General features: G+C 33.9%; 16 protein-coding genes. 5 read left to right on the forward strand and 11 right to left on the reverse strand.

All coding sequences use genetic code 11. The features are described 5' to 3' along the window. Positions 1 to 375 precede the first annotated feature (375 nt). Positions 376 to 870: a hypothetical protein gene (locus AC5ZCW_RS18740; protein WP_496121224.1), complete on the reverse strand. Its 495-nt coding sequence runs from the start codon at positions 868 to 870 to the stop codon at positions 376 to 378. A 400-nt stretch (positions 871 to 1,270) separates the two neighbouring features. Here AC5ZCW_RS18740 and AC5ZCW_RS18745 point away from each other — a divergent pair, with 400 nt between their 5' ends. Next, positions 1,271 to 1,774, forward strand: coding sequence for a DNA-deoxyinosine glycosylase (locus AC5ZCW_RS18745; RefSeq protein WP_496121225.1), 504 nt, complete (start codon positions 1,271 to 1,273; stop codon positions 1,772 to 1,774). Between the two features lie 23 nt (positions 1,775 to 1,797). Here the strand turns inward: AC5ZCW_RS18745 and AC5ZCW_RS18750 are convergent, their stop codons facing one another. Together AC5ZCW_RS18750 and AC5ZCW_RS18755 are read right to left on the reverse strand one after the other, a co-directional pair. After that, positions 1,798 to 2,040: a hypothetical protein gene (locus tag AC5ZCW_RS18750; protein ID WP_343544719.1), complete on the reverse strand. Its 243-nt coding sequence runs from the start codon at positions 2,038 to 2,040 to the stop codon at positions 1,798 to 1,800. Between the two features lie 255 nt (positions 2,041 to 2,295). After that, on the reverse strand, positions 2,296 to 2,607 hold the full coding sequence (locus tag AC5ZCW_RS18755; protein ID WP_281632851.1) for an EthD family reductase: 312 nt from the start codon (positions 2,605 to 2,607) through the stop codon (positions 2,296 to 2,298). 137 nt (positions 2,608 to 2,744) lie between these two features. Here AC5ZCW_RS18755 and AC5ZCW_RS18760 point away from each other — a divergent pair, with 137 nt between their 5' ends. After that, positions 2,745 to 3,722 (forward strand): GlxA family transcriptional regulator, encoded by a 978-nt coding sequence (locus AC5ZCW_RS18760; protein ID WP_496121227.1) that lies wholly within the window; start codon positions 2,745 to 2,747, stop codon positions 3,720 to 3,722. A gap of 149 nt (positions 3,723 to 3,871) precedes the next feature. Further along, complete coding sequence (locus AC5ZCW_RS18765) at positions 3,872 to 4,330, forward strand: RNA methyltransferase (RefSeq protein WP_281632853.1); 459 nt, start codon at positions 3,872 to 3,874, stop codon at positions 4,328 to 4,330. A gap of 55 nt (positions 4,331 to 4,385) precedes the next feature. Here the strand turns inward: AC5ZCW_RS18765 and AC5ZCW_RS18770 are convergent, their stop codons facing one another. The 5 genes from AC5ZCW_RS18770 to AC5ZCW_RS18790 form a co-directional block, all read right to left on the reverse strand. After that, positions 4,386 to 5,807: an AcvB/VirJ family lysyl-phosphatidylglycerol hydrolase gene (locus AC5ZCW_RS18770; protein ID WP_496121228.1), complete on the reverse strand. Its 1,422-nt coding sequence runs from the start codon at positions 5,805 to 5,807 to the stop codon at positions 4,386 to 4,388. 100 nt (positions 5,808 to 5,907) lie between these two features. Then, positions 5,908 to 6,570 (reverse strand): DUF998 domain-containing protein, encoded by a 663-nt coding sequence (locus tag AC5ZCW_RS18775; protein ID WP_343544723.1) that lies wholly within the window; start codon positions 6,568 to 6,570, stop codon positions 5,908 to 5,910. A gap of 9 nt (positions 6,571 to 6,579) precedes the next feature. After that, positions 6,580 to 9,207 (reverse strand): bifunctional lysylphosphatidylglycerol flippase/synthetase MprF, encoded by a 2,628-nt coding sequence (gene mprF, locus AC5ZCW_RS18780; RefSeq protein ID WP_496121229.1) that lies wholly within the window; start codon positions 9,205 to 9,207, stop codon positions 6,580 to 6,582. Positions 9,208 to 9,606: 399 nt separating this feature from the next. Further along, positions 9,607 to 11,571 (reverse strand): RagB/SusD family nutrient uptake outer membrane protein, encoded by a 1,965-nt coding sequence (locus tag AC5ZCW_RS18785; RefSeq protein ID WP_496121230.1) that lies wholly within the window; start codon positions 11,569 to 11,571, stop codon positions 9,607 to 9,609. A gap of 13 nt (positions 11,572 to 11,584) precedes the next feature. Then, the gene (locus AC5ZCW_RS18790) at positions 11,585 to 14,671 is read right to left on the reverse strand and encodes a SusC/RagA family TonB-linked outer membrane protein (RefSeq protein ID WP_496121232.1); all 3,087 of its coding nucleotides are present in this window, start codon (positions 14,669 to 14,671) and stop codon (positions 11,585 to 11,587) included. 605 nt (positions 14,672 to 15,276) lie between these two features. Here AC5ZCW_RS18790 and AC5ZCW_RS18795 point away from each other — a divergent pair. Beyond that, positions 15,277 to 15,939, forward strand: coding sequence for a delta endotoxin C-terminal domain-containing protein (locus tag AC5ZCW_RS18795; protein ID WP_343544727.1), 663 nt, complete (start codon positions 15,277 to 15,279; stop codon positions 15,937 to 15,939). A gap of 252 nt (positions 15,940 to 16,191) precedes the next feature. Next, positions 16,192 to 17,076: a helix-turn-helix domain-containing protein gene (locus tag AC5ZCW_RS18800; RefSeq protein WP_343544728.1), complete on the forward strand. Its 885-nt coding sequence runs from the start codon at positions 16,192 to 16,194 to the stop codon at positions 17,074 to 17,076. 119 nt (positions 17,077 to 17,195) lie between these two features. On the opposite strand, the gene AC5ZCW_RS18805 is transcribed toward AC5ZCW_RS18800, so the two are convergent. The 3 genes from AC5ZCW_RS18805 to AC5ZCW_RS18815 form a co-directional block, all read right to left on the reverse strand. Beyond that, on the reverse strand, positions 17,196 to 18,422 hold the full coding sequence (locus AC5ZCW_RS18805; protein WP_343544729.1) for a RidA family protein: 1,227 nt from the start codon (positions 18,420 to 18,422) through the stop codon (positions 17,196 to 17,198). A 209-nt stretch (positions 18,423 to 18,631) separates the two neighbouring features. Beyond that, positions 18,632 to 19,435, reverse strand: coding sequence for a DUF2490 domain-containing protein (locus AC5ZCW_RS18810; RefSeq protein WP_343544730.1), 804 nt, complete (start codon positions 19,433 to 19,435; stop codon positions 18,632 to 18,634). 12 nt (positions 19,436 to 19,447) lie between these two features. Next, positions 19,448 to 21,505 (reverse strand): TonB-dependent receptor, encoded by a 2,058-nt coding sequence (locus AC5ZCW_RS18815; RefSeq protein ID WP_496121235.1) that lies wholly within the window; start codon positions 21,503 to 21,505, stop codon positions 19,448 to 19,450. Positions 21,506 to 21,507: the final 2 nt, after the last annotated feature.

The raw sequence follows: 21,507 nt of genomic DNA on the forward strand, positions 1-21,507 counted from the left end.
TTTCTTTTTGGACAAAAATATAAGATTAAACTTATTATTTATCATTATGCAAAAGAAAAAAGTCGGGAGACTTTTGTCACGTTTACAATTTCTAAGGAAAAAAAATTGCGCAAAGTCAGAGACATTTGCGCAGCTTTTCAGTTGAACTCTTCGGAGAGCGGGTTTGCCTATTTAGTTGCCTCTACGCAAATGTCTCCGACTTTGCGCAAGTGTACTTTTCTTATGTACTAAAACTTTCTAAAAGTCTCCGACTTTACAACCAAATCTAATACAAATTATAGAAAAGCAAGATAAAAAAATTGCGCAAAGTCAGAGACATTTGCGCAACTTTTCAGGTGAACACTTCGGAGAGGATAAAAGCATTGAAACACTACCTTAATCTACCACATAAACTTCTTTCGAAAACAAGCAATCACTCGTTCTTAAAATCATTTTGTCTGGTGGTGTATTTTTTTGTGATTTCAAAAATTTATTGTCTCTTATAACTATATTTAAAATTTGCTTACCTTTCTTTTCAAAAACAGCTTTAAAATCAAACTTTCCTGTATTTAATGAGTCAACATATGACAATAAGCGATTATTGTTAATTTCATCGTACTCTGCAAGCTCTTTGTTAATGCTTGTTGATAACAGAAGCACCAAAAATCTGCTACTTGTTATACTAGAGTCAGCATTTCTTACATCATATTGAATTTTACCATCCATTACTGTATTTATCTTTACTGTGTCAGGAAAGCTACAATACAAAATTTTACTTTTATTTGAATTCTTTTTTATATCCTCGTTTAAGTTTTGATCTTTTTTGTTATTACACGAAATAATAATAAATAAAATAAAAACACATCTACTTATTTTAAAAATTTGTTCCATACTTTTTATTAAACTTTTCAATATCAATTTGTTGCATATTTTTTTGCTGCGTTGCTTACTCTTGCAGAATCTTTTCTAACTACAGTAGTGTCCTTATAATGTTTATTCATTGATTTTGAATTTGGACTTACATCAAATTTAACATCGGGTACACTTATTGAAATTTTTTCGTTGTTTTCAGCGTTCCCCCTGCTCCGCAAAGTGTTCTCCTCATTAACGCTACGCAATTCCGAAAGCTTTCCGGACTGACTTCGCGTCTCCTCAGTTTCTTTTAAAATGTAAATATCTAAAAGTTTTTTCTTTTAAAACAAATCGAATATAAGCAAAGATATTTATTGATTTTGATTTCAAATCTTTATTGGTAATTTTACGAAGAACAAAGAAGAAAGAAGCCAAAAACATGTATAAAAAAGCCCTTCAACCATTAATAGATAATTCTACAGTAATTCTAATTATGGGTACAATGGCGGGTGAGCAATCTATTGCCAAACAAGAATACTATGCCAATCGAGGAAACCTTTTCTGGAAAATTCTGTTTGCTATTTTTGATGAAGAATTCAGCACTTCTTATGAAGATCGAAAAGCGCTGGTCAAAAAATACAATATTGGACTTTGGAATGTTCTTAAAAGCTGTAAAAGAGAAGGAAGCAGCGACGCTAAAATAACAGAAGAAACTCTTAACGATTTTGAGAGCCTACACAAACAGTTTCCAAATATAAAACATGTCTTTTTTGAAAGCAAAGCTGCCGCAAAATACTTTCACAAGCATACTATACCGCAAGAAGGAATAACTTATACAACGCTCCCTTCCACAAGCGGACTAAACGCGGGTTTAACTAAAGCAGAAAAAATGGAACAATGGAAAGCCGTATCTCAAATAGCGCTTTCTAAACATGAGGGTTAATTACAAAATAATTTCAGGCAGAATTATCTGTTTCGCATAATATAAAAAAGTATTTCTTCCTCTAATTCTCTTGACAGATTCTCAAACTTCATTCGGCGTCTGAAATTTTTTTCGCTCCTATCCTTATATAACTCTGTTTTAGCCGTACTTACGCAATAAGCGTCGCACATTACTTTAAATTTTTGGTCGAGTATATACAATTCTTTCATTGAATCAAAGTATGCTGCAAACTTAACATTATACAATTCGTCAGGAATAGCGGCCATAGGTTGGATTGTATTTAGATTAATACTTTGTTTTACCTTATAAGTTCATATACACATACTCAATTATAAGTAACTGTATATATTTCAATTCATTTCTCTGCATATAGAAAAACTGCTTTGAAATAAATAATACTTAAAATTAAAATGAAAAACTTTAATCCTCCTGCCTGAGCCTCTGGAAATGGTTTCAGATTATAATCTGAAACCAGAAATAGTAAAATGAACCTTGAACCGTTAAAATGAAACAATGAAAAATTAGGTATTTTTTACATCATACACATAAATCTGTACCTCATCGTCATTGGCTAGAATTCTGCGATCGACAGCGCATTGCTGTCCGATATCTGATTTAAAAGATTCCATCATGACTTCTATAGATTCAAAATATAAATTAGCCACAAGATACACATCTGAATGTCCTGTAAGCGATAAGACAGATCCATTGCTTACTTCATATTTTATAATTCCAGGAAGTTTTTTTGCCAACGGAATATGCACTTCATAATAGTGCTTTTCAAAAAAAGCAGTGTCTTTTGGAGTTTTGTAAATTACTGTCATTTTTGCCATAATACTGTTTTATTATATTGATTAGATAATACTTAAAGTAAAATTAAAAGCAAATACTGAACTTTATAATATGAAAACTAGACATTCTTAGAGGTGTATTTGGACAATGACTTTTAGTATCTTTATATAAAAATATCATGAAACAACTTATCATTATAGTTCCTGAAGGAGACAATAATCTTTCGAGTATTTCTGGCGCGTACGAAATCTTTACAAAAGCAAATGCTTTTAATAGAGTAAATGGCAAAAAAGAATTGTTCCATATTCAGCTTGCTGGAATTTCTGAGAAAGTAGAATTCAATCAGGGAATTTTTACTGTGAAACCTCATCTAAATATTTCGCAGGTTACTAAAACCGATTTGATCATCATTCCGTCATTAAACCACAATTATAATCTCGCTCTTGAACATAATGAAGAATTAGTGCTGTGGCTACAAAAACAATATAGAAAAGGTGCCGAAATCGCGACTATTTGTACAGGAGCTTTCATGCTTGCCGCATCGGGGCTTCTTGACGGAAAAAGCTGTTCTACACACTGGTCTGTTAAGGAAAATTTCAGTAAGATGTTTCCAAAAATAAATCTTAGAATTGATGAACTAATTACAGACGAAAATGGAATTTATACCAATGGTGGTGCTTATTCCTTTTTGAATCTGATGATTTATCTTATTGAAAAATATTACGGTAGAGCTACAGCAATTTATTGCGCAAAAGTATTTCAGATCGAAATGAATCGAAGTACACAATCGCAATTTATTATTTTCTCAGGTCAAAAAAAGCATGAAGATGAAATGGTACTGCATGCGCAATCTTTTATAGAGCAAAATCTGAGCGAAAAACTGTCTATGAGTGATCTTTCTAACAGGTTTAACGTAAGCAGAAGAAATTTTGACAGAAGATTTATAAGAGCCACAGGAAATACTCCGAGCGAATATCAGCAAAGGGTAAAAATAGAAGCGGCCAAAAAAGCCTTTGAATCAGACCGAAAAACGGTCAATGAAGTGATGTACGAAGTGGGTTATTCTGACATAAAAGCTTTTCGTGATGCATTTAAAAAAATTACAGGAATTGCACCTATAGAATATAAAAAGAAATACCATAAAGGCGCGGCCTAAATCTCATTACACTTTAGATCGAGCGAAACTAGATTTTTAAAAGAGTTTAGATAATCCAAATTTCTTAACTCTTTTGCTTCGTTATCTTTCTATTCTTCTATCAAAACAAAAAATTGATTTATCTCCATACAGTTTGTACTTTTGCGCTTATGAATGATAATTTTATAAATGAATACTTTGGTATTGGAATACAAAATGGTAAAACGCCAGAAAACTTAGGTGTTTTGTGGAGATCGGCACAAAACTTAGGAGCTACTTTTATATTTACCATAGGAAATCGATATGCTAAACAAGCTTGTGATACACACGATGCAGTAAAAGCAATTCCTTATTTTCATTACGATACTTTCGAGGCATTTTTCGAAAACTTACCTAAAGGGGCAAGATTAGTTGGAGTTGAATTATCGGAAAATGCTTCCGACTTAGAAACTTTTGAACATCCGAGACGATGTGTTTATATTTTGGGTGCAGAAGATCACGGCTTATCAAAAAAAGTTATGGAAAAGTGCCACCATTTGGTGAAATTCAAATCAGAAAAGAGTTTGAATGTCGCCGTAGCAGGAACCATTGTGATGTACGATAGAAATTTGTCTAAACCGCGTTCTTAAAAAATCGCAATAGTTTTCCCATTATCTAATAAAAAATATAAAGATTAATTAGCAACTAAAGCTTTCTTACCGAATAAAGTATACTTTCAGTTATTTTGGAAAAATCATTATCGTAATGGTGAGAACCTGGAATTTCGATAATTTTAATCCCCGCTTCTGAGAAATGATTGCGAATTTCAGCATCTTCTTCACTTCCAAAGAAACAAACTGGGTTGTAGATTTTAATTTTCTTCATTTCGGAAATAACATCATAATTATCGCTGGAACTTTCCATGCTTAACATATCAGCAATATGAATTTCGAAATCAGCTTTTATATCAGGAGATAGAGCATAAACTCCCATTAGTTTTACTTTTAAAGCTTCAGATATATTTGCAACCGTAAATGGCACAACAGATGCTCCAAATGAATAACCTACAAGTATGAATGTCTTTTTGTTCCATTGCTGCAAATAATATTCAACAGTTTTTGATATTGCGCTTGCGGTTTCTACAGGAGTTTTTGAATTCCAAAAATATTTCTGTGCATCTAATCCTATTACGGCAACTCCTTTATCTGCCAGAGTTTCTCCAAACGATTGATCAAAGCTTGTCCATCCTCCATCACCAGAAATCAAAAATGCGATTGGCAATGATTCATCTTTAATTTTAGCAGGAATCACTGTTAGTGGCATTTCAAAATGCTGTTCTTTTAATAAAGAATTCTGCTCCAATTTTTGTTTCGCATAACTTGGTGTGTTTAATATCTGCTTATAAGCTTCTATAAATTGCGGCAACCAATTTTTTGTAACAGAAAATCCATGGCCTACTTTTGGCAATGATACTAACTTTCCCTGTTTCAGTCCATCCATATACTTTTTGGTATCTGCATAATTACAAACTTGATCTGTAGTTCCCTGCAAAACTATAAAGGGCGCTGACAATTTTTCCGTTTTTTCAAGATAATAAGCCTTTCCTTCTTTTAAAACATGTGACGTCAAACCAGAACCATCGCACAGTGTTCTGTCTGTTTCAATATCAGGGCAAAAACCTAAAGCAATTGCACCATTAAAAGTATTTGCTGGAGCCTGAGCCAGCATTCCATAAACCAGAGTCGCTCCAGAAGAATATCCGACCAAAATTGGTTTTAGATATTGATTCATCTTTAACTTCTTCTGCAGAATCATACTCAACTCTTCAAAATCTCCTGCCGGATAGTAGCATTTTGTTTTTTCTTTTTTGATTGCTTTAAAGTAATGCTGAATATCAACACCTGCCACCAAGGCTCCTTGATCGACAATACTTTTTGCCATATCTACAACACCACTGTTCCAACCTCCATCGCCAGAAACAAATAAAACTACTGCAATAGGCGTAACTTTAGGTTTGTAAATAATTACTTTTCCAAAGGCTCCTACTTTTATAGTATCGGCTACTAAAGCAAATGCATTGAAATTAAAAATAAAAAGGTGCAGAATGATAATTACAATTTTCTTCATTTAATTACTTTTTTACATTATGAAATTAAACTAACTGTTGTGCGCAATTATTTTGAATTTATAGAAACATCTTTCTTTTTATATAATGCTAGCCAATGTGTTAAACGATACTTTTTTTATTAAACATTATAATCGAAACTGCAATAAAGTAGATATAAAGATTTAAAAGAAAAAGTCTCTGCCACAAGCCTTTGTAAAGGACTATGAAATCATTTTCATTTGAAGAAAATCGAATTGTAAACAAAAGCGTTGTAATAAGCCCAACAACAAACACTATGTACGAGAACAGATAAAAAAAACGGCTTTCGGTTTTTGAGATTACTTTGCTCATAAATAGCGGTAAAAGCAATGCTGCCAAAACTCCGATGCCTCCAGCAATATTATGCAGTATAAATGAGCTTGTCATTCTCCCTTCTATTCTATCTGCTTTAAATGCACCTGAACCAATTCCTTCACCTAATCCATACAAAATAATCAGCCAAGAAGCGATACTGACATTTTTTGTTTGACGGTTAAATGCGCTTTTAAGATGAAATCCGAAAAAAATAAAAACAATTCCAATAAATATCCACCATACTGAAATTATTTCAGACACAGGACTTGCTGAAGCTCCTAAAGAACTTATTGTATTTTTTAACTGACTGTAACCTGGATAATAATCGCCTAAAACAAATAATACAATAAAATCTAGTATGCATACTAAAATGCACAACAAAGCCACGATTTTGATCTCATTTAAATTCTTCGCATTCGTAACTTCCATCGCTTTCAATTAAGGTTTAACTACTTTATTTAAGATTATTGGCACTTGCACTAAATCATAATCATGAGAATACACCAGATATTTATTATACCAAACTGGTGAAAATTTTTCTTTAAAATCACGCAGTCCTTTATAATGTGAAAAGAACTTAATTCGTTCATAGGCAAATTTCATAGATTTTTCAGGAAATGTTTCTGCTTCTTCTAATCCGCTCATTGCGGCCAATCCTAAATTTACTTTTGTGCAACCTTGAGATTTTAAATACTTAAAAAGCTCCAAAAGAATAAAATCCATAATACCATTCGGCGCATCAGTGGTTTTTCGGATCAAATCGTAAGTACCTTCATCTTTCGCGTAATCCGGAATTACATTTAGAAATGCTACTATTTTCTCTTCTGTATTTTCTACAGTAATAATAGTCTGCTGTTTTAGCTCTTCCCAATCAAATCTTCCTTGCGAAAAAATTATTTCACTCCTTCCTGTATCAGCAAGCCATTCATCACTAACTGCTTTTATTTTCTGTAATAATCCATCCTTAATCGGTGCAGTATGTATCGTTGCAATAAATCCTTTTTCTTGTACTTTGCTAACCGCATTACGAAGTGATTTTTTGGCGCCTCCTTCTAAACTAAATGTGCTTAAATCTACAACTCCTTCCTGTCCTATAAACAAAGTCTTTTTGTTTAGTGAATGAAACAGGACTACACTTTCTTCTGAAACACGATAATAAATGCTTTTTAATCCGTTCTCATAACAATAATCATCGAACTCTAGGATGCATTTTTTTATTTCATTTTCCGATTCCGCAACTGGACTCTCCAAAACCACAGCAAAATTATCTGTTACGCGATATGCTAAAAAAGCTTTTTTACTGGCAGCTATGAAAATAACTTTGTCATTGTATGTTTTAAAATAATCGAGAGCTGAATTTCCATATTGTTTCATGATTTCATCTGCCATTATAAAATCATTTTCTACAGCTTTCTTTTTTATTGTATAAGGCCTAATTAGGGCAAAAATTAAAAATCCCAATGATAAAAATCCGCATATCTTTATAGAAAGCAAAAAGCGTCTTGCAAAACGATCTAAAGGAACTAAATCTGAACTTCCTATTAAGAAATAATTCTGAAGTCCGTACTTAATCGATTCAAACCAATTAAAATCAATATTAAAATGTTTTTTATCCAAAAAATAAAATCCTAGAATACTGTATACCAAAACAGCGATAATACTAATTAAAACGGTTTTGAAGCCTATACTCTGGAAGTGTGAATCACTTTTAATATAATATTCTTTTCTGGTAAAAATTAAAGTCAACAATACAATTAAAGCAATTACGGCCTCTTCATAATCAATTGCCTTAGTAAGATGTCCAATAGCAGAAATACTTGTCAAGAAAACGGCAAACCACCAAGCTGTTCGTAATCCTTTAAGCATGAAAGTAGCATTTACAAGCATAAACAAACCAGCAGTAATGACAAAGTAATTCGATGCTTTAATAGCCGAAATGGGAATAAAATTTTCTAATGCATGCAAACGTTCTGAAATAGCAGGCGTTAATACTGAAACTATATTTATTAAACCTAAAATAAAAAGCAGAAAAGAAGGTATAATTCTCATCAATATATTATTAGCACTAAATAAGAAAAGCGCCGCACCAGCGAGCAGGGGAACCCAAAATTCAAAAAAACGATACAAAAAAGTAATGGCAATAGCATTAACGTTCTCAAAACCAAATTGTATCAATATAAAACTCATTGAAATCTCAATGGCGCCAAGTCCACGAAGAAAAGGAGAAACAATCAAAAATATAACTGAAATAATATAGCCTACTGCGGCAGCAGCCAGCGAGGGTGTAAAACCCAATGCAATCATGGCTACATACAAATGCGCTATACCAACAAATTCAATAATTAGGGAGTAAAAAACAACTTGCAGAAATTGATTCTTGTTTATTTTATTGTTTCTGAAATCTTCAATAAATATCTCTGACGAAGGTGAAATCTTCACTACAAAACGATAGATAGTTCCTTTATTTATAATTGAAGTATAAATAAAAAAAACAAGAATACTTAATCCCACTACTGCTGCAAAAGCATACCATATACCAGCTCCTAAAGTTCCTTGAAAGAGAGAGTAAATTAAAGCTGGTATTGCTACAATTATTACTGATAGTATTCCAACAAAACCATAGATTAATGAGGCAAAATGGATATGAATAGGTTTGACTCCGCTCTTTTTGATAGATTTTGTAAAAAATGCCAAAGAAGAAATTCCACCAGCAGGAAGAAAAACACTGATAAAATTTCGTTTAAGAAATAAAATTAGCGCTTGTTTAAATGATATTTTGCTTTGAACCGCTTTAAAGGAAGCAAAGTACATTAGGGCCTGAAGTATTATATAAAAAACAGCTAGAGCTATTCCGAATAAAATCCAGAAACTTTGAGCATCAGCCAGCACATTTTTTACTTCTTTTAATTCCGAGTTTTCATGTTTAATAAACCAGATTCCAATTCCAATAAAGAAAATGGTAAATATAAACTGTCTGATAATTTTATCATTCTCCCGTAAGAAAGAGATTCCTTTTCTTGCTTTAAAAAAACTATACAATCTATTGGGCGCTATTAATCCGTTCATATTATACTATTATGCAGAATAAGTGACTCATAAAAAACATAGATGAAACCTTACATAAATGTACAACAATTTTAAATTGAATTGCATAATTAGTAATTTGAAAGAATAAGGAGCAACGAAAATGATTACAAAGAGAGTTTCTTTGACTTTTTAATATTTAAACTTTTATCATGGCGGAACTAATTCAACTGCTTTAAATTCACATAAAATAAAAAGGAGCAAAAGATAAACTTTTGCTCCTGCTTAAAAAGCATTTTCACAAAGCCAATGAGATCTATTTACAATACTCCTTCTCGGCTTCTTTTACGGCAAACTGCCGTTAATGCTTTTACTTAATAGACATTTCAATTTCAAAATATCTATTTTCAACTAACTTAAACTAACCTATTATAAAAAATATTAATAGCCAGGATTCTGATAGGCTGCTTTTTCTTCAGGCGTCATCTGCATCCCGTCGAGCTGGCTTGTTGGTATTGGACGAAGGTAATTCTCAGGAGCAATTGTTCTTGTAAACACCTTAACGCTATGATCTTTCCAATCGTTTGGATTAGTAGCTCCCGCAATTGAAAATGAATTTCCGTATTGGGTCCATTTTTGCGTGCGTACGAGATCATACCATCTATAGCCTTCTCCAAAATATTCACGAGAACGTTCTGCAAGAATATAATCAATATCAATAATTAAAGGAGTAGCAGCCGTCATCGCAGCACTGTTGTCCTGTGTTTTAACTTTATTGCCATTATTATCAAAAGTCCATTTTCCTGCACGAGCGCGAATAACATTAATCAAATCTCTTGCTGTTTTTCCTCCTTGCACTGCAGCACCTTTAACAGCGGCTTCTGCAGCTATAAAATACAACTCCGAGAATTTAGCTATTGGAAACGGACGCGTACTGCTTCCATTAGGAGATCCTAAACCTGTTCCATTATCTGTACGATATGGGCCTAATTTCCAATTTCCTGGATAACATATTCTAGAGATTACGCTTGGCTCAATTACAAAATCTGCTCTTCCAGGAAGCACACCTGCTCCAATTGAACTGTTAAATACAGAATTAGAATAATCAATACCTGGGGTATCATTATTTAAAAAGGTAAGAACTGGATCTCCGTTTGAAATAGGAAGATAATTGGCATTATACAATACTGGCGAAGTAATTCCTGCTTTCGCCCAGTTTCCACGATATACTGTGGTGAAAGTTCCGTCATATCTAGAATCATTTGTTTTATCGGCAAATGTCTTTTTAAACACTTCAATAGGAGGCGCAAGCATCGTCCATGGTCTTCCTAAATGCTGTTCTGCTTCACGTTGCACAGAACTTACCGCAGCCCAACCGGTGCTGCTTGAAGAACTTCTTACACCAGTATAATTAAACTGACCAAACCATCCTGCAAAATAATCTGTGCTAAAACCTCCGCCACTATAGCCGATGTCACCTCCGTTATAAAGAGAACTGGTCTCTGTATGATCTGCATACAGCAGCATTTCTTTATTGCGGTCATTTTTACCAACACTTACTTCGTAAAAAGAAGACACTAATCCGAAAGGTCCAGGATTATTTATCGCTTCTACTGCAACGTTATAAGCTTGCTGATAATACCAAGCTGCATCATGTCCATCTAAATCTTTGCGATCGGCTAAAGGATAAGTAGGGATATTATTCGGATTTTCTAGCCACCATGCAAATGTCAGGTATGCTTTGGCAAGATAAAAACGTGCAGCAGTTTTAGTAAGACCTCCAGTCACACGTCCTGTTACTGGCAAGTCTTCAACCGCTTGTCTTAAATCAGGAAATATCGCTTTGCTATAAACTTCTGGAACCGTATTTCGCACAGAAGTTCTTACTGTAGAAGAATTAAATCTCAATTCTCCTGCTCCCAAATCTAATGGCACACCTCCAAAAGTCTGGACTAATAAGAAGTAGTCAAAAGCTCTAAAAAATCTTGCTTCAGCAATCAGAGCCGGAGAAATGGTTCCAATTTTGGAAGCGTTTTCAATTACACCACTTGCCGTATTGATATTAGGAAAAGTATTCCCCCAGACTATACCAGTATTACTTGTTTGGGCATTAATTACTCCTACTCCAGAGAAGTCAAGATTTTTAACATTCCCATCTGAGTTTTGTCCCCATGTAGATTCATCGGTTGCAATCTGTCCGGTATTTAAAAAATAACCGCTACCATACATATATCTCAAATGGCCGTACATTGATGTTATTCCTCCCATTACTCCTTCTGGAGTAGAAAAATAATCTGGGGTAAAAATAGCTCTAGGATTTTCTTCTAATATATTATCTGAACATCCTGCCAGAAAAATTGAAGCAAATGCTGTTATAATATATTTTTTTACTTGAATATGTTTCATTGCTGTTTTCTGTTTAAAAAATTATACTAAGTCCCAAAATCAGATTGCGTGACTGAGGCGTGTTATAACCTACAGTTAACAAACGGCTTAAGTTTCCTGAATAGGCAACAGCCATATTTGAAGCGTCGTTTGCATAAGAATTAGTTTCAGGATCTAATCCAGATACTTTATGATAAGGTGAATAAATTACCCACGGATTCTGAATAGTACAGTAAAGTTTCAGCTTTTCCATTCCAGCGCTTTTAATCCATTGCTTATTGAGACTGTAACCAAGGGTAATAGTTTTTAACTTAACAAATGATCCGTCAAAATACCCTAAAGTAGAACCGTATTTAGGATTATTACTTTCTGTAGGACCTCCTGGTTTTGGAAACTGAGCATCGGTATTCTCAGGCGTCCAGTAATCTACATCAATTTGTCCGCGTCTTCCGTCATTGATATTTAAATAACCGTTAGAACCGTAAAGTGTACTGTTTAAAATACCTCCGCTCTGGAAAAGACCTACAACGCTTATATCAAAATTTTTATAGGCCACTCTTGTATTAAAACCACCTTGAAAATCTGGATCTGCATTTAACACCTGTCTGTCTTCTGCTCCAATCAATCTCTTAGGTGTTCCATCAGCATTATAATCTCCAGTATAAGCAACTCTTACCATTCCAGCTTGACCTGCAGGTCCTTCATATTGTTTTGCCTCAGCATCGGTCTGCCAGAGTCCTATTTTTTTATAATCGTAAATTACATTAAGCGGTTTTCCAACAAACCACCAGTTATTCTGATCTTCTGTCATGCCCGAAGCAAGAGATACCAATTTGTTTTTATTGCTATAGATGTTAACACCTGCATCCCAAGTCCATCCATTATAGTTGTCTAGAATTACACCATTAAGACTTAACTCCCAACCTTTATTCTGAGTTGATCCAACATTACCTACATACGAACTAACTCCAGAAGTTACAGGAAGATTAACGCTCAACAAAAGATCTTTTGTATCTGTTGTATAGTACTCAGCTGTTCCTGAAAGCCTGTTATTAAAAAGAGAAAAATCTAATCCGAAATTTGACGTGATAGAATACTCCCATCCCAAATTAGGATTAGGAAGAGTGGAAACGTAATAACCAGTGGCATTACTTGCTCCAAAATTATAAGGTCTTGTACTTAAATAACCTAAAGTTGCATAAGGTGCCACGGACTGATTTGAAGTCTGACCATATCCTCCTCTAAGTTTTAAAGCATTTACCCACTTTACATTCTTCATGAAAGACTCTTTACTAATATTCCAACCCGCTGAAAATGCTGGATAAGTGTGCCACTGATTAGAAGGCGCTAGACGAGAAGAAGCATCAGAACGTACTGTTGCGCTAATCATATAGCGATCTGCGTAAGAATACATTGCACGAGCCATATACGAAATAAGACCACTTTGAGTATAAGTCTGATTGCCATTATTTATAGTAATATCATCATTATCACCTGTAGAAGTTTGACCTAAATTAAAATACTGAAAACTATCTCCTGCTATATTTCTTCTTGAAATTAAAGAACTGTTGTACGTATCTTGTGCTGACGAATACATCGCCAATGCATTTATTTTATGTTTTTCAGAAAATGTACGATCATAGGTCAGCAATGTTTCAACTGTCCAGCTTGTAGATTGTGAGTTTCCAATAGATGCTACATTTGGATTGTCCGGATTAGCATTAAAAACTCCTATTCCTGTATAAGTGCCTGAATTGCTGGTTCTGTAGTTCCCTCCTAGATTCACACGAGCTTTTAAACCTTCAACAGCTGGTATTTTTAGTTCGCCGTAAATAGAATTATAAGAACCGAAAGCTTTGTTTGTATCGGCCCACTTATCTCCTAGATTTCTCATACTTTCTTTAGTATAAACCCAGTTTTCGTCTTGAGGCATTTTTACGGTTCTTTTTAGCGAACCGTCTTCATTATAAGGATTTGCAATTGGCGACATACTTAAAACTCCATACATTCCCAAACTAGCACCATCTGTTATACTGTAATTATTATTAGAAGAAAAACCAATTTTGAAAATGCCAATTTCTTGATCTAAAGCCGCACGAATAGAGTATCTGTTATATTCTGATCCTGGTATTACAGCTTGGTCTTTATAATAGTTAACTCCAACATTATAATTGCCGTTTTCTGTTCCTCCTGTAACTGCAATATCATGATTCGTTACAATTCCTGTTCTATAAAATAAATCTTGCCAGTCTGTGTTCACATCATCAGCTTCATCTATTCCGTTTACAAGATTTTTACCTGCCAATTTTCGAAATTCAACATATTTAGGTCCTTCCATCATAGGATACTTAACAGCGGTTTTATATCCTGTGTAAGTATTATAGGCAATAGAAGTTCTTTGTCCTTTCGTTCCTCTGTTGCTAGTTACCAAAATAACCCCATTTGCTCCTCTAGAACCATAAATAGCAGTAGCAGATGCATCTTTTAATATGTCTACACTTTTGATATCTTCAGGACTTATATCTGCCAGAGTTCCTGAAAACGGAATACCATCAAGCACCACTAAAGGATCATTGCCTGCTGTTAATGAACGTGTACCTCGAATACGGATCTGCATAGCAGCTCCTGGTTTTGTAGAGGTCTGTGTAATTTGAACACCAGGAAGACGTCCCTGCATAGACTGAGTAATATTAGCAGAAGGAACCTCACGTATTTCACTTCCTTTGATTGAGGCTACCGATCCTGTAACTGCTTCCTTGCGCTGGGCTCCATACCCAATAACAACTACTTCTTTTAGATTATTGGAATCCTCCTGCAATTTTACGTTAATAGTTTTCTGTCCATTAACACCGACTTCACGAATTGTGAAACCTAAAAAACTAAAGACCAGCACTCCGTTAGAAGGTACTGCAATAGAATAAGTACCGTCAAAACCTGTACTGACACCAGTCTTTGTCCCTTTTACATTTACATTGGCACCTGGAATAGGTCCTTTATCATCTGAGACTGTTCCTGTGACTGTTGTCTGTGCATTCGAGTGAATCGAAAAGACAGACATTAAGATCAAAAAACCAAAGCATTTGAGAAGCTTTGATCGACTTGCAACAAAAAAGTTAGTCATAATAATTGATTTAAATAATTAAAATATGGTTTATGGTTTAGTTAGAGATCTGAACTTATTATTCAGAAATAAATAGTAAGTTTTTGAACAAATATATATCTTTTTTCAAAAAAACAATCGGTTGTGTAATTATTTTTTTGTTTAATATTCAAAAATTATAGAATAAAAAAACATAATACTTATTTTATACTTAAATTATTTAATGATAAATCAATAAAAAGTTGCGTAATGTATTAAAAAACAAATAAACATTCATAGAAAATTAAAGAAAAAACAAAAAGCATTATTATAAAAATTTATCTAAAAATCAGTTTTATAGTATCATAATGTCCTAAAAAACAATAAAAAACAGACAACAATGAATTATAATGCAAAAATTGCACAATAAAGCCACTTAAGTAATCATATTACAGCAATCGGTTGCTTATTTATGGTGATTGTGAAGTATCATTGGCAAAAGCGTATCCGTGAACATAACTACTGAAGAGCTCAATGGAAGCAATGATGAAGAAATACTTACTGCCAATAAAATAAAAAGCAACTCAGTTTTTTTGTCTTACTCAATATCATTATCTTACAAGTCTCTTTTTCTAATTATAAAAACTATGAAAAAAACATTATTAGCACTTAGTTTTTCTACATCTCTCTTGGCAGGATGCTATCTTCTTTCTTCTAATGGCCAGCCTTCCAAAGAATCTAACGCATATAAAGTGCAGGAAATTCCAGGAAAAATAGAATGTGAATTCTATGACCTAGGCGGACAGGGAGTCGCTTACTTTGATTTGGATAGTGTCAATAATGGAAGCGGAAAACTTAATCCTGTAAATGGAAATCCTCTTAACGAATTTAGAATTAATGAAGGTGTTGATATTTCATATACTAAATCGGACAGTATCGACGATACTCCATATAGTAAAGTTCCCGTGAAACTAAAACAACTTTATGTTGGTTGGACTCAGCCTAAAGAATGGATTAACTACACTGTTGAGGTAAAGAAAACCGGGAGATATAAAATAGGTCTTCAATATACCGCAAATGGAGACGGCGTACTATCTTTTGATGTAAATGGAAAAGATGCCACAGGAAATATCAAAATTACTTCAACTCACGACGATAAAGATCCTGTAGCATGGAGACAATGGCACCATTGGAACTTTTCGGGAAATATTGGAAACATAACGCTAAAAAAAGGCAAACAGCTTGTAACATTGCATATTGTTGAGAACGGCAATATGAACTTAGATTATCTCATTTTTACGCCTTATTGAAAGTTTACAACCATGGATGGTAAAAGATTGCAAAAAACTATTCCAAGGCTAACTTAAAAAAGCAAGAAAAAGACCGTGAATACAAGGATTATATGATATAAATTCAAATAATATAAGATTAAAAACCGAAAAAAAAGCTTATCTTAGTGGCTTGATTTTAACTGCAAAAAACAGTTTTAAAATCTAATTTTTAATTCCGTATCGCAATCTCTACATTTTACATCCGGAGCTATATTATAAAATGAGGTTTCTATGAAAAATAGCCCTAAGCTAATTAGTAATTATGAGTACAAGAAGTTCTTTCTTCCCGATATAAGCACTCACAATCTCTTTAATAATTCCAATGTACAATTGTACCGAATTGAAAACTATTTAAGGAAAATTGTAATACCAGTTAATCCATATCAAACCACTTTCAACTTTCTAATTTTTGTTACAAAAGGATTTGTAAAACAACAGCTAGAAACTTCCGTTTTTGAAATTAATGCGAACCAAGCGCTTAGTATTAAACAAGGGAATTTTACGGCAACCTTAGAATTATCAGATGATGTTGAAGGATTTTTTGTTATTTATGAAAACGAGGTCATCACTGAAATTGCGTTGACTACAAGTGATCTAAACTTTTTTTACACTTCCCCTTTCTCTATTTTAAATCCTAACCAAATTAATTGGCTTATCCGTTTATTTGAATTACTGGAAGAAGAATTGAACCAAACCGAACATATTAATGCAATCACTACATCTCTTCTTCAATCTGCATTATTAAAAATTATACGAACAGAAAACACAGACAATAAATCACTTAGCCGTGCAAGTTTTATCTCTTTTCAGTTTAGGGAATTGGTTCAGAAAAACCATATTCAACATAAAAACATAGATTATTACTCCAATCTATTAAAAATATCAGACAATTATTTAAACAAATGCGTTAAAGAGACTACTGGAAAGGCCCCAAAACAATGGATAAACGAAATTACGATTCAACACAGCCAAATTCTTTTACAAGATAATTCGAAAGAAATAGCAGAAATCGCATTTGAGCTGCATTTTCAATCGCCTTCTTATTTTTCACGTATGTTTAAAAAAGTGACAGGAGAATCACCTTCTGACTATCGAACACAGTTTTTAAAGCATTAAGATTTACAACTCATTCATAAAAAAAGAAAACGCTTAAACAGGATGTTTAAAAATCCTGTTATAAGCGTTTTTTGTCTAAAAAAGACTCTACTTAAAAAATATAAATTTTAGCTGATAAATTAAGCTGGCGTACCTTCGCTGTTAGAAACAACAGCGTCAACTTGGATCAAAGCATCCACAGGAATTGCCGAAACTCCAATTACCGTTCTTGCAGGCAAATCTCCGCTGAAAAATGAAGTATAAATTTCGTTGACAGCATCAAGGTCTTCAATATTTTTTAATTGAATGTTTATTTTAACAATGTCATCCATTTTATGGTCGATGCTTTCTACAATTGCTTTGATATTATTTAAGCATTGTGCCGCTTGCTCTTTAATTCCGCTTCCAACTATTTGATTGTTTTCTGAAACCAAAGGCAATTGACCTGAAATATGATTGTAATGTGAATAAGCAACTGTATGCGAATACGGAACTTTTGGTGCGTTTTCTGTGTTATTTGCTTCAATAACTAAAAAACGTGCATCTTCTGGAAGTTGCGGAGGAGTTCCGTCACCATGTGAGACTGCAGTATCAATCTGCACCAAAGCATCCATTGGCAAAGCAGAAGCACTAACAATTGTTCTAGCTGGAACATAGTTTGGGAAGAATTTTGCTAAAACTTCGTTTACAGCTTCAGCCTCAGAAATGTCTTTAAGAAAAACGGTAGTTTTAACCACATCATTCATAACGTGTCCAATGCTTTCTAAAATAGCTTTAATATTTTCTAAACACTGTTCAGTTTGTTCTTTTACGCCACCTGCAACAATTTTACCAGATTGCGGATCGATAGGCAATTGTGCAGAAATATTACTGTAGTGAGAAAATGCAACATTATGTGCATGTATGCTCTTTGGTGCGTTTTCTGTATTTCTGGTCACTTTAATAAGATCTAAAGCTTTTTGCGGAGTTGTTCCCTCGCCGTTTGAAATAAGTGCATCGATTTGAATTAAAGCTCCTTCTAGTGGAAGAGCTTCTACAGCAACAGTTGTGCGAGTTGGAAGATTGTTTTTGAAGAATCTTTTGTACACTTCATCTACTGCTTCTAAATCAGAAATACTCTTTAAGAAAACAGTTAGTTTTACTGTATCATCCATAACATGACCAATGCTTTCTACAATTGCTTGAATATTTGTCAAACATTGTTTTGCCTGCTCTTTAATATCGCCACTAACAATTTCTCCCGTTTTAGGATCAATAGGCAATTGCGCCGAAAAATTGTTGTAATGAGAAAACGCTACGGTTTGCGTTGAAAATGGGCTTTTTGGCGCATTTTCAGTATTTCTCGAGTTCTTTTTAATTTCGCTCATAATTTATTTGTTTTTCTGTTTTAATTATTACTTTTTTTTTGTGGACTAATGAGTTGAGTGATATTGAGTAAGATTTAATTTTAACACATAGCTCTATGTGTATTGAAATTAGTGAAACGCCTTTTTTTTGAGTTTACAAAAACTATGTTTCTATGTGTTTAAAATAATTTTACAAAATGTGTTAAGCACTAAATCTTTCTATTAGTTTATCATGCCCCAAAAGGATTTTTCCAAATTATATCTAAGGCCAAATAATTCACGTCTGAAATATCAGATCCTTTACCAATGAGGTTATACATATAGCCTACATCGAAAATAAATGGAATTTCATGTGGTGTAAGTGAGTAGTAAAGTGTGAACCTGCTTTCTTTATAATCAAATTTTGACCATTCCTTCTCGGGTTCATTTTCTTTGCTTATGGCAAAAAGCGCCTCTGCTCCGCCTATAATATGATGCGTTTTACTGCTACCTAAATCTAGGCTTAGCTGTGTTTTGAGGCGAGTACGCAACTGAAAATTCTCTTCGGCATTACTGAAATCTGGATTAAAAAATTTCCTAAACTCTTGTCTTATCGTATTTTTCCATTTCAATCCGTTCCCTTCTGTGATATAAGAATAGCGTCCGTATAATCTAAATTCCTGCTCAATTGCAGGATTCAATTCCGCATAAGGTGCCTCAGAGTCGTAATTGTTAGATCGTCTGTAGCTTAACGCATAAGAGTATTCCCAATTCTTTTTATAGCGATTTGAAATTTCTTCATTGATTACCAGAATAGCCATTTTAGAAAACGGATTGTTTTCATCTGGACTGCTCTTTAATCCATAGCCAACATAAGTTGTCGATTCTTTCTGTTTAAGTGAATCTAAAGACTGTCTAACTCCAAAGGCAAACCAAGCTGCGTTTTTTCCTTCTCCTAAACCTGGTGGACTTAATTGTGCGTATGATTTACTAAATGTGACCACAAAAATGACCACTGCCAATAGCAATTTGCTTTTTGCAGACACGTTTTTCATATTTTCTAAAGTTTAAAATTTGTAGCTAATTCCTGCTTTTACAGCGAAAGGGGTACCAGGAGTAAAACATAATTCTGATACTGAACTAGTCTCGTCTCTAAGTCTGGTTTCTGTTTCAAATTGCGCTTCATTCCATTTGGTATTAAAGATGTTTTGAAACTGCATGTTTACTTCCCACTTCCTTTTTCCATAAGCCAAGACAAGATCATTAACGAAATAGCCACGTGTTCTTACTGAATTATCCTCGATAGCAGGTCTTGAATCCATATAGCGGTATCTAAGATTTGCTGAGAAACCCGAAGGAAGTTTTACCGCCACGCCACCAGTGCTCGTAAAAGTTGGAACTAATGGAATATAATCTTCTCCTTTTGGTTCATCAATAAAACGGGCATGAGCATAATTTAGGTCTCCGTCTAAATAAAGCCAAGAAATGGGTTGGTATCTCAAACTCAAATCAAAACCCAAACGGCGTGTTTTTCCTGATGGTTCTACCACAGCCTCGTCTCCAACATATACAAATTCTTGCTGCAAATACATGTGCCAGATAGCCGGCTGAATAATCATATTGGCTGTTGGGCGCAGAATAAAACCTAAATCACTTCCAAAAGAATAAGGAAGAATATCTTTTCCATCTTGTGCTACTACAACTCTTACGTCATTAGAATGAAACCCAAAACCAGACTTAATATACCATTGCACATTTTGGTTCTGTGTATACGAAATATTCAATTTTGGACTTACTCTAGCCGCCGAAGCTTCTTTCGCCGCAGGTAAACTAGCAAGACGATCATGAAGACTAAAGGTTAAATAGTCTAGCCTCGCTGATGGATTAATAAGCCATTTCCCTATTCTATAATCGATTGAGGTATAACCGTGAACATTGACTTCTGTAGCAGATCCATCAGATAATCTATCTAACAATAAATCGCGCTGATAGACATGATTTAATTGTAAGTCCTTGATATCATCAAAACGGAATCCTGCTCCCGATGTCCAAGTCATGTTGCTATTTTCAAATGCAAATCTTCGCACATACTTATTTTCAAGACCATAAATAGAACGATTGTCAGTTTGCTGAATCTCGTCTCCGTAAACAGGATCATTTAGAAAAAATGTAAAGTTTGAAAACAGATTGAAATCATATTTAGAATAGAATAAATTGCTGGAAAACTCTTCATTTTCACTAGCTAAGTATCTATAATTTAATGCCAAATTAGTTCTCGAAGTCCTTCCCCCCTCAGTTGGATCTATAGATCCCCATCTGCTTATAATTCCTTCTTCTACTGCTCTTTCCGGAATTTGTCCCGAAGCATTCCAGTTTGAAGAAAAGGTAGATCCTAAAATAGAGATATATTGTTTTTCATCAATCCACTGGCTGTACTTCGCTAAAAAATTAATGCGTGTAAAATCCTGTTTGACATCAAACGGTCCATCGGTATAATTGAATTCGCCTGCTACATAGAAACTCTTATCCTTATTGTTTTTATCTAAAAGATTAAGCATTGTAACCGCTCGCATGGTATTAAAAGAACCGCCTTCAATCTTAAAAAGATTATTATCCAATCTGTCAAAAGTGCTAAAATTGACATATCCCGAGGTATTAAAATCTCCTTTATCGGCATAATAAGATCCTTTACCAAAATCGATATCTTTGATTGTTTCTGGAATCAGAAAATGCAGATCAGCATATCCCTGACCATGCGCATGTGATACTATGTTTACAGGCATTCCGTCAGCCATAACGCTAATATCTGTTCCATGATCATTATCAAAACCTCGCAAAAATATTTGTTCTGCTTTACCTCCTCCAGCATGCTGAGCGATAAAAAGTCCAGGAACTTTTCGCAATAGATCCTGTGCAGAATTTACGGGTGACATTTTTAAATCGACTTTCATTATATGCTTCCTGAAGTCGATATTACTAATTACTATTTTGCTCAGATGCATTGTATCTGCTTCTGATTTGTTTACTTCTATTTTTTTTGCATCTGGCTTATTTGCTTCTTGAGCAAATCCATTCTGCACCGCTAACAATACTATTACAATTGCTGTAAAAAGTTTGTTTCTCATTA

The sequence above is a fragment of the Flavobacterium sp. PLA-DH12 genome (assembly GCF_059511845.1).

Coding starts and splice junctions, on each gene's coding strand:
- AC5ZCW_RS18740 (WP_496121224.1), bottom strand. CDS start 870: ATGGAACAAATTTTTAAAATAAGTAGATGTGTTTTTATTTTATTTATT.
- AC5ZCW_RS18745 (WP_496121225.1), top strand. CDS start 1,271: ATGTATAAAAAAGCCCTTCAACCATTAATAGATAATTCTACAGTAATT.
- AC5ZCW_RS18750 (WP_343544719.1), bottom strand. CDS start 2,040: ATGGCCGCTATTCCTGACGAATTGTATAATGTTAAGTTTGCAGCATAC.
- AC5ZCW_RS18755 (WP_281632851.1), bottom strand. CDS start 2,607: ATGGCAAAAATGACAGTAATTTACAAAACTCCAAAAGACACTGCTTTT.
- AC5ZCW_RS18760 (WP_496121227.1), top strand. CDS start 2,745: ATGAAACAACTTATCATTATAGTTCCTGAAGGAGACAATAATCTTTCG.
- AC5ZCW_RS18765 (WP_281632853.1), top strand. CDS start 3,872: ATGAATGATAATTTTATAAATGAATACTTTGGTATTGGAATACAAAAT.
- AC5ZCW_RS18770 (WP_496121228.1), bottom strand. CDS start 5,807: ATGAAGAAAATTGTAATTATCATTCTGCACCTTTTTATTTTTAATTTC.
- AC5ZCW_RS18775 (WP_343544723.1), bottom strand. CDS start 6,570: ATGGAAGTTACGAATGCGAAGAATTTAAATGAGATCAAAATCGTGGCT.
- mprF (WP_496121229.1), bottom strand. CDS start 9,207: ATGAACGGATTAATAGCGCCCAATAGATTGTATAGTTTTTTTAAAGCA.
- AC5ZCW_RS18785 (WP_496121230.1), bottom strand. CDS start 11,571: ATGAAACATATTCAAGTAAAAAAATATATTATAACAGCATTTGCTTCA.
- AC5ZCW_RS18790 (WP_496121232.1), bottom strand. CDS start 14,671: ATGACTAACTTTTTTGTTGCAAGTCGATCAAAGCTTCTCAAATGCTTT.
- AC5ZCW_RS18795 (WP_343544727.1), top strand. CDS start 15,277: ATGAAAAAAACATTATTAGCACTTAGTTTTTCTACATCTCTCTTGGCA.
- AC5ZCW_RS18800 (WP_343544728.1), top strand. CDS start 16,192: ATGAAAAATAGCCCTAAGCTAATTAGTAATTATGAGTACAAGAAGTTC.
- AC5ZCW_RS18805 (WP_343544729.1), bottom strand. CDS start 18,422: ATGAGCGAAATTAAAAAGAACTCGAGAAATACTGAAAATGCGCCAAAA.
- AC5ZCW_RS18810 (WP_343544730.1), bottom strand. CDS start 19,435: ATGAAAAACGTGTCTGCAAAAAGCAAATTGCTATTGGCAGTGGTCATT.
- AC5ZCW_RS18815 (WP_496121235.1), bottom strand. CDS start 21,505: ATGAGAAACAAACTTTTTACAGCAATTGTAATAGTATTGTTAGCGGTG.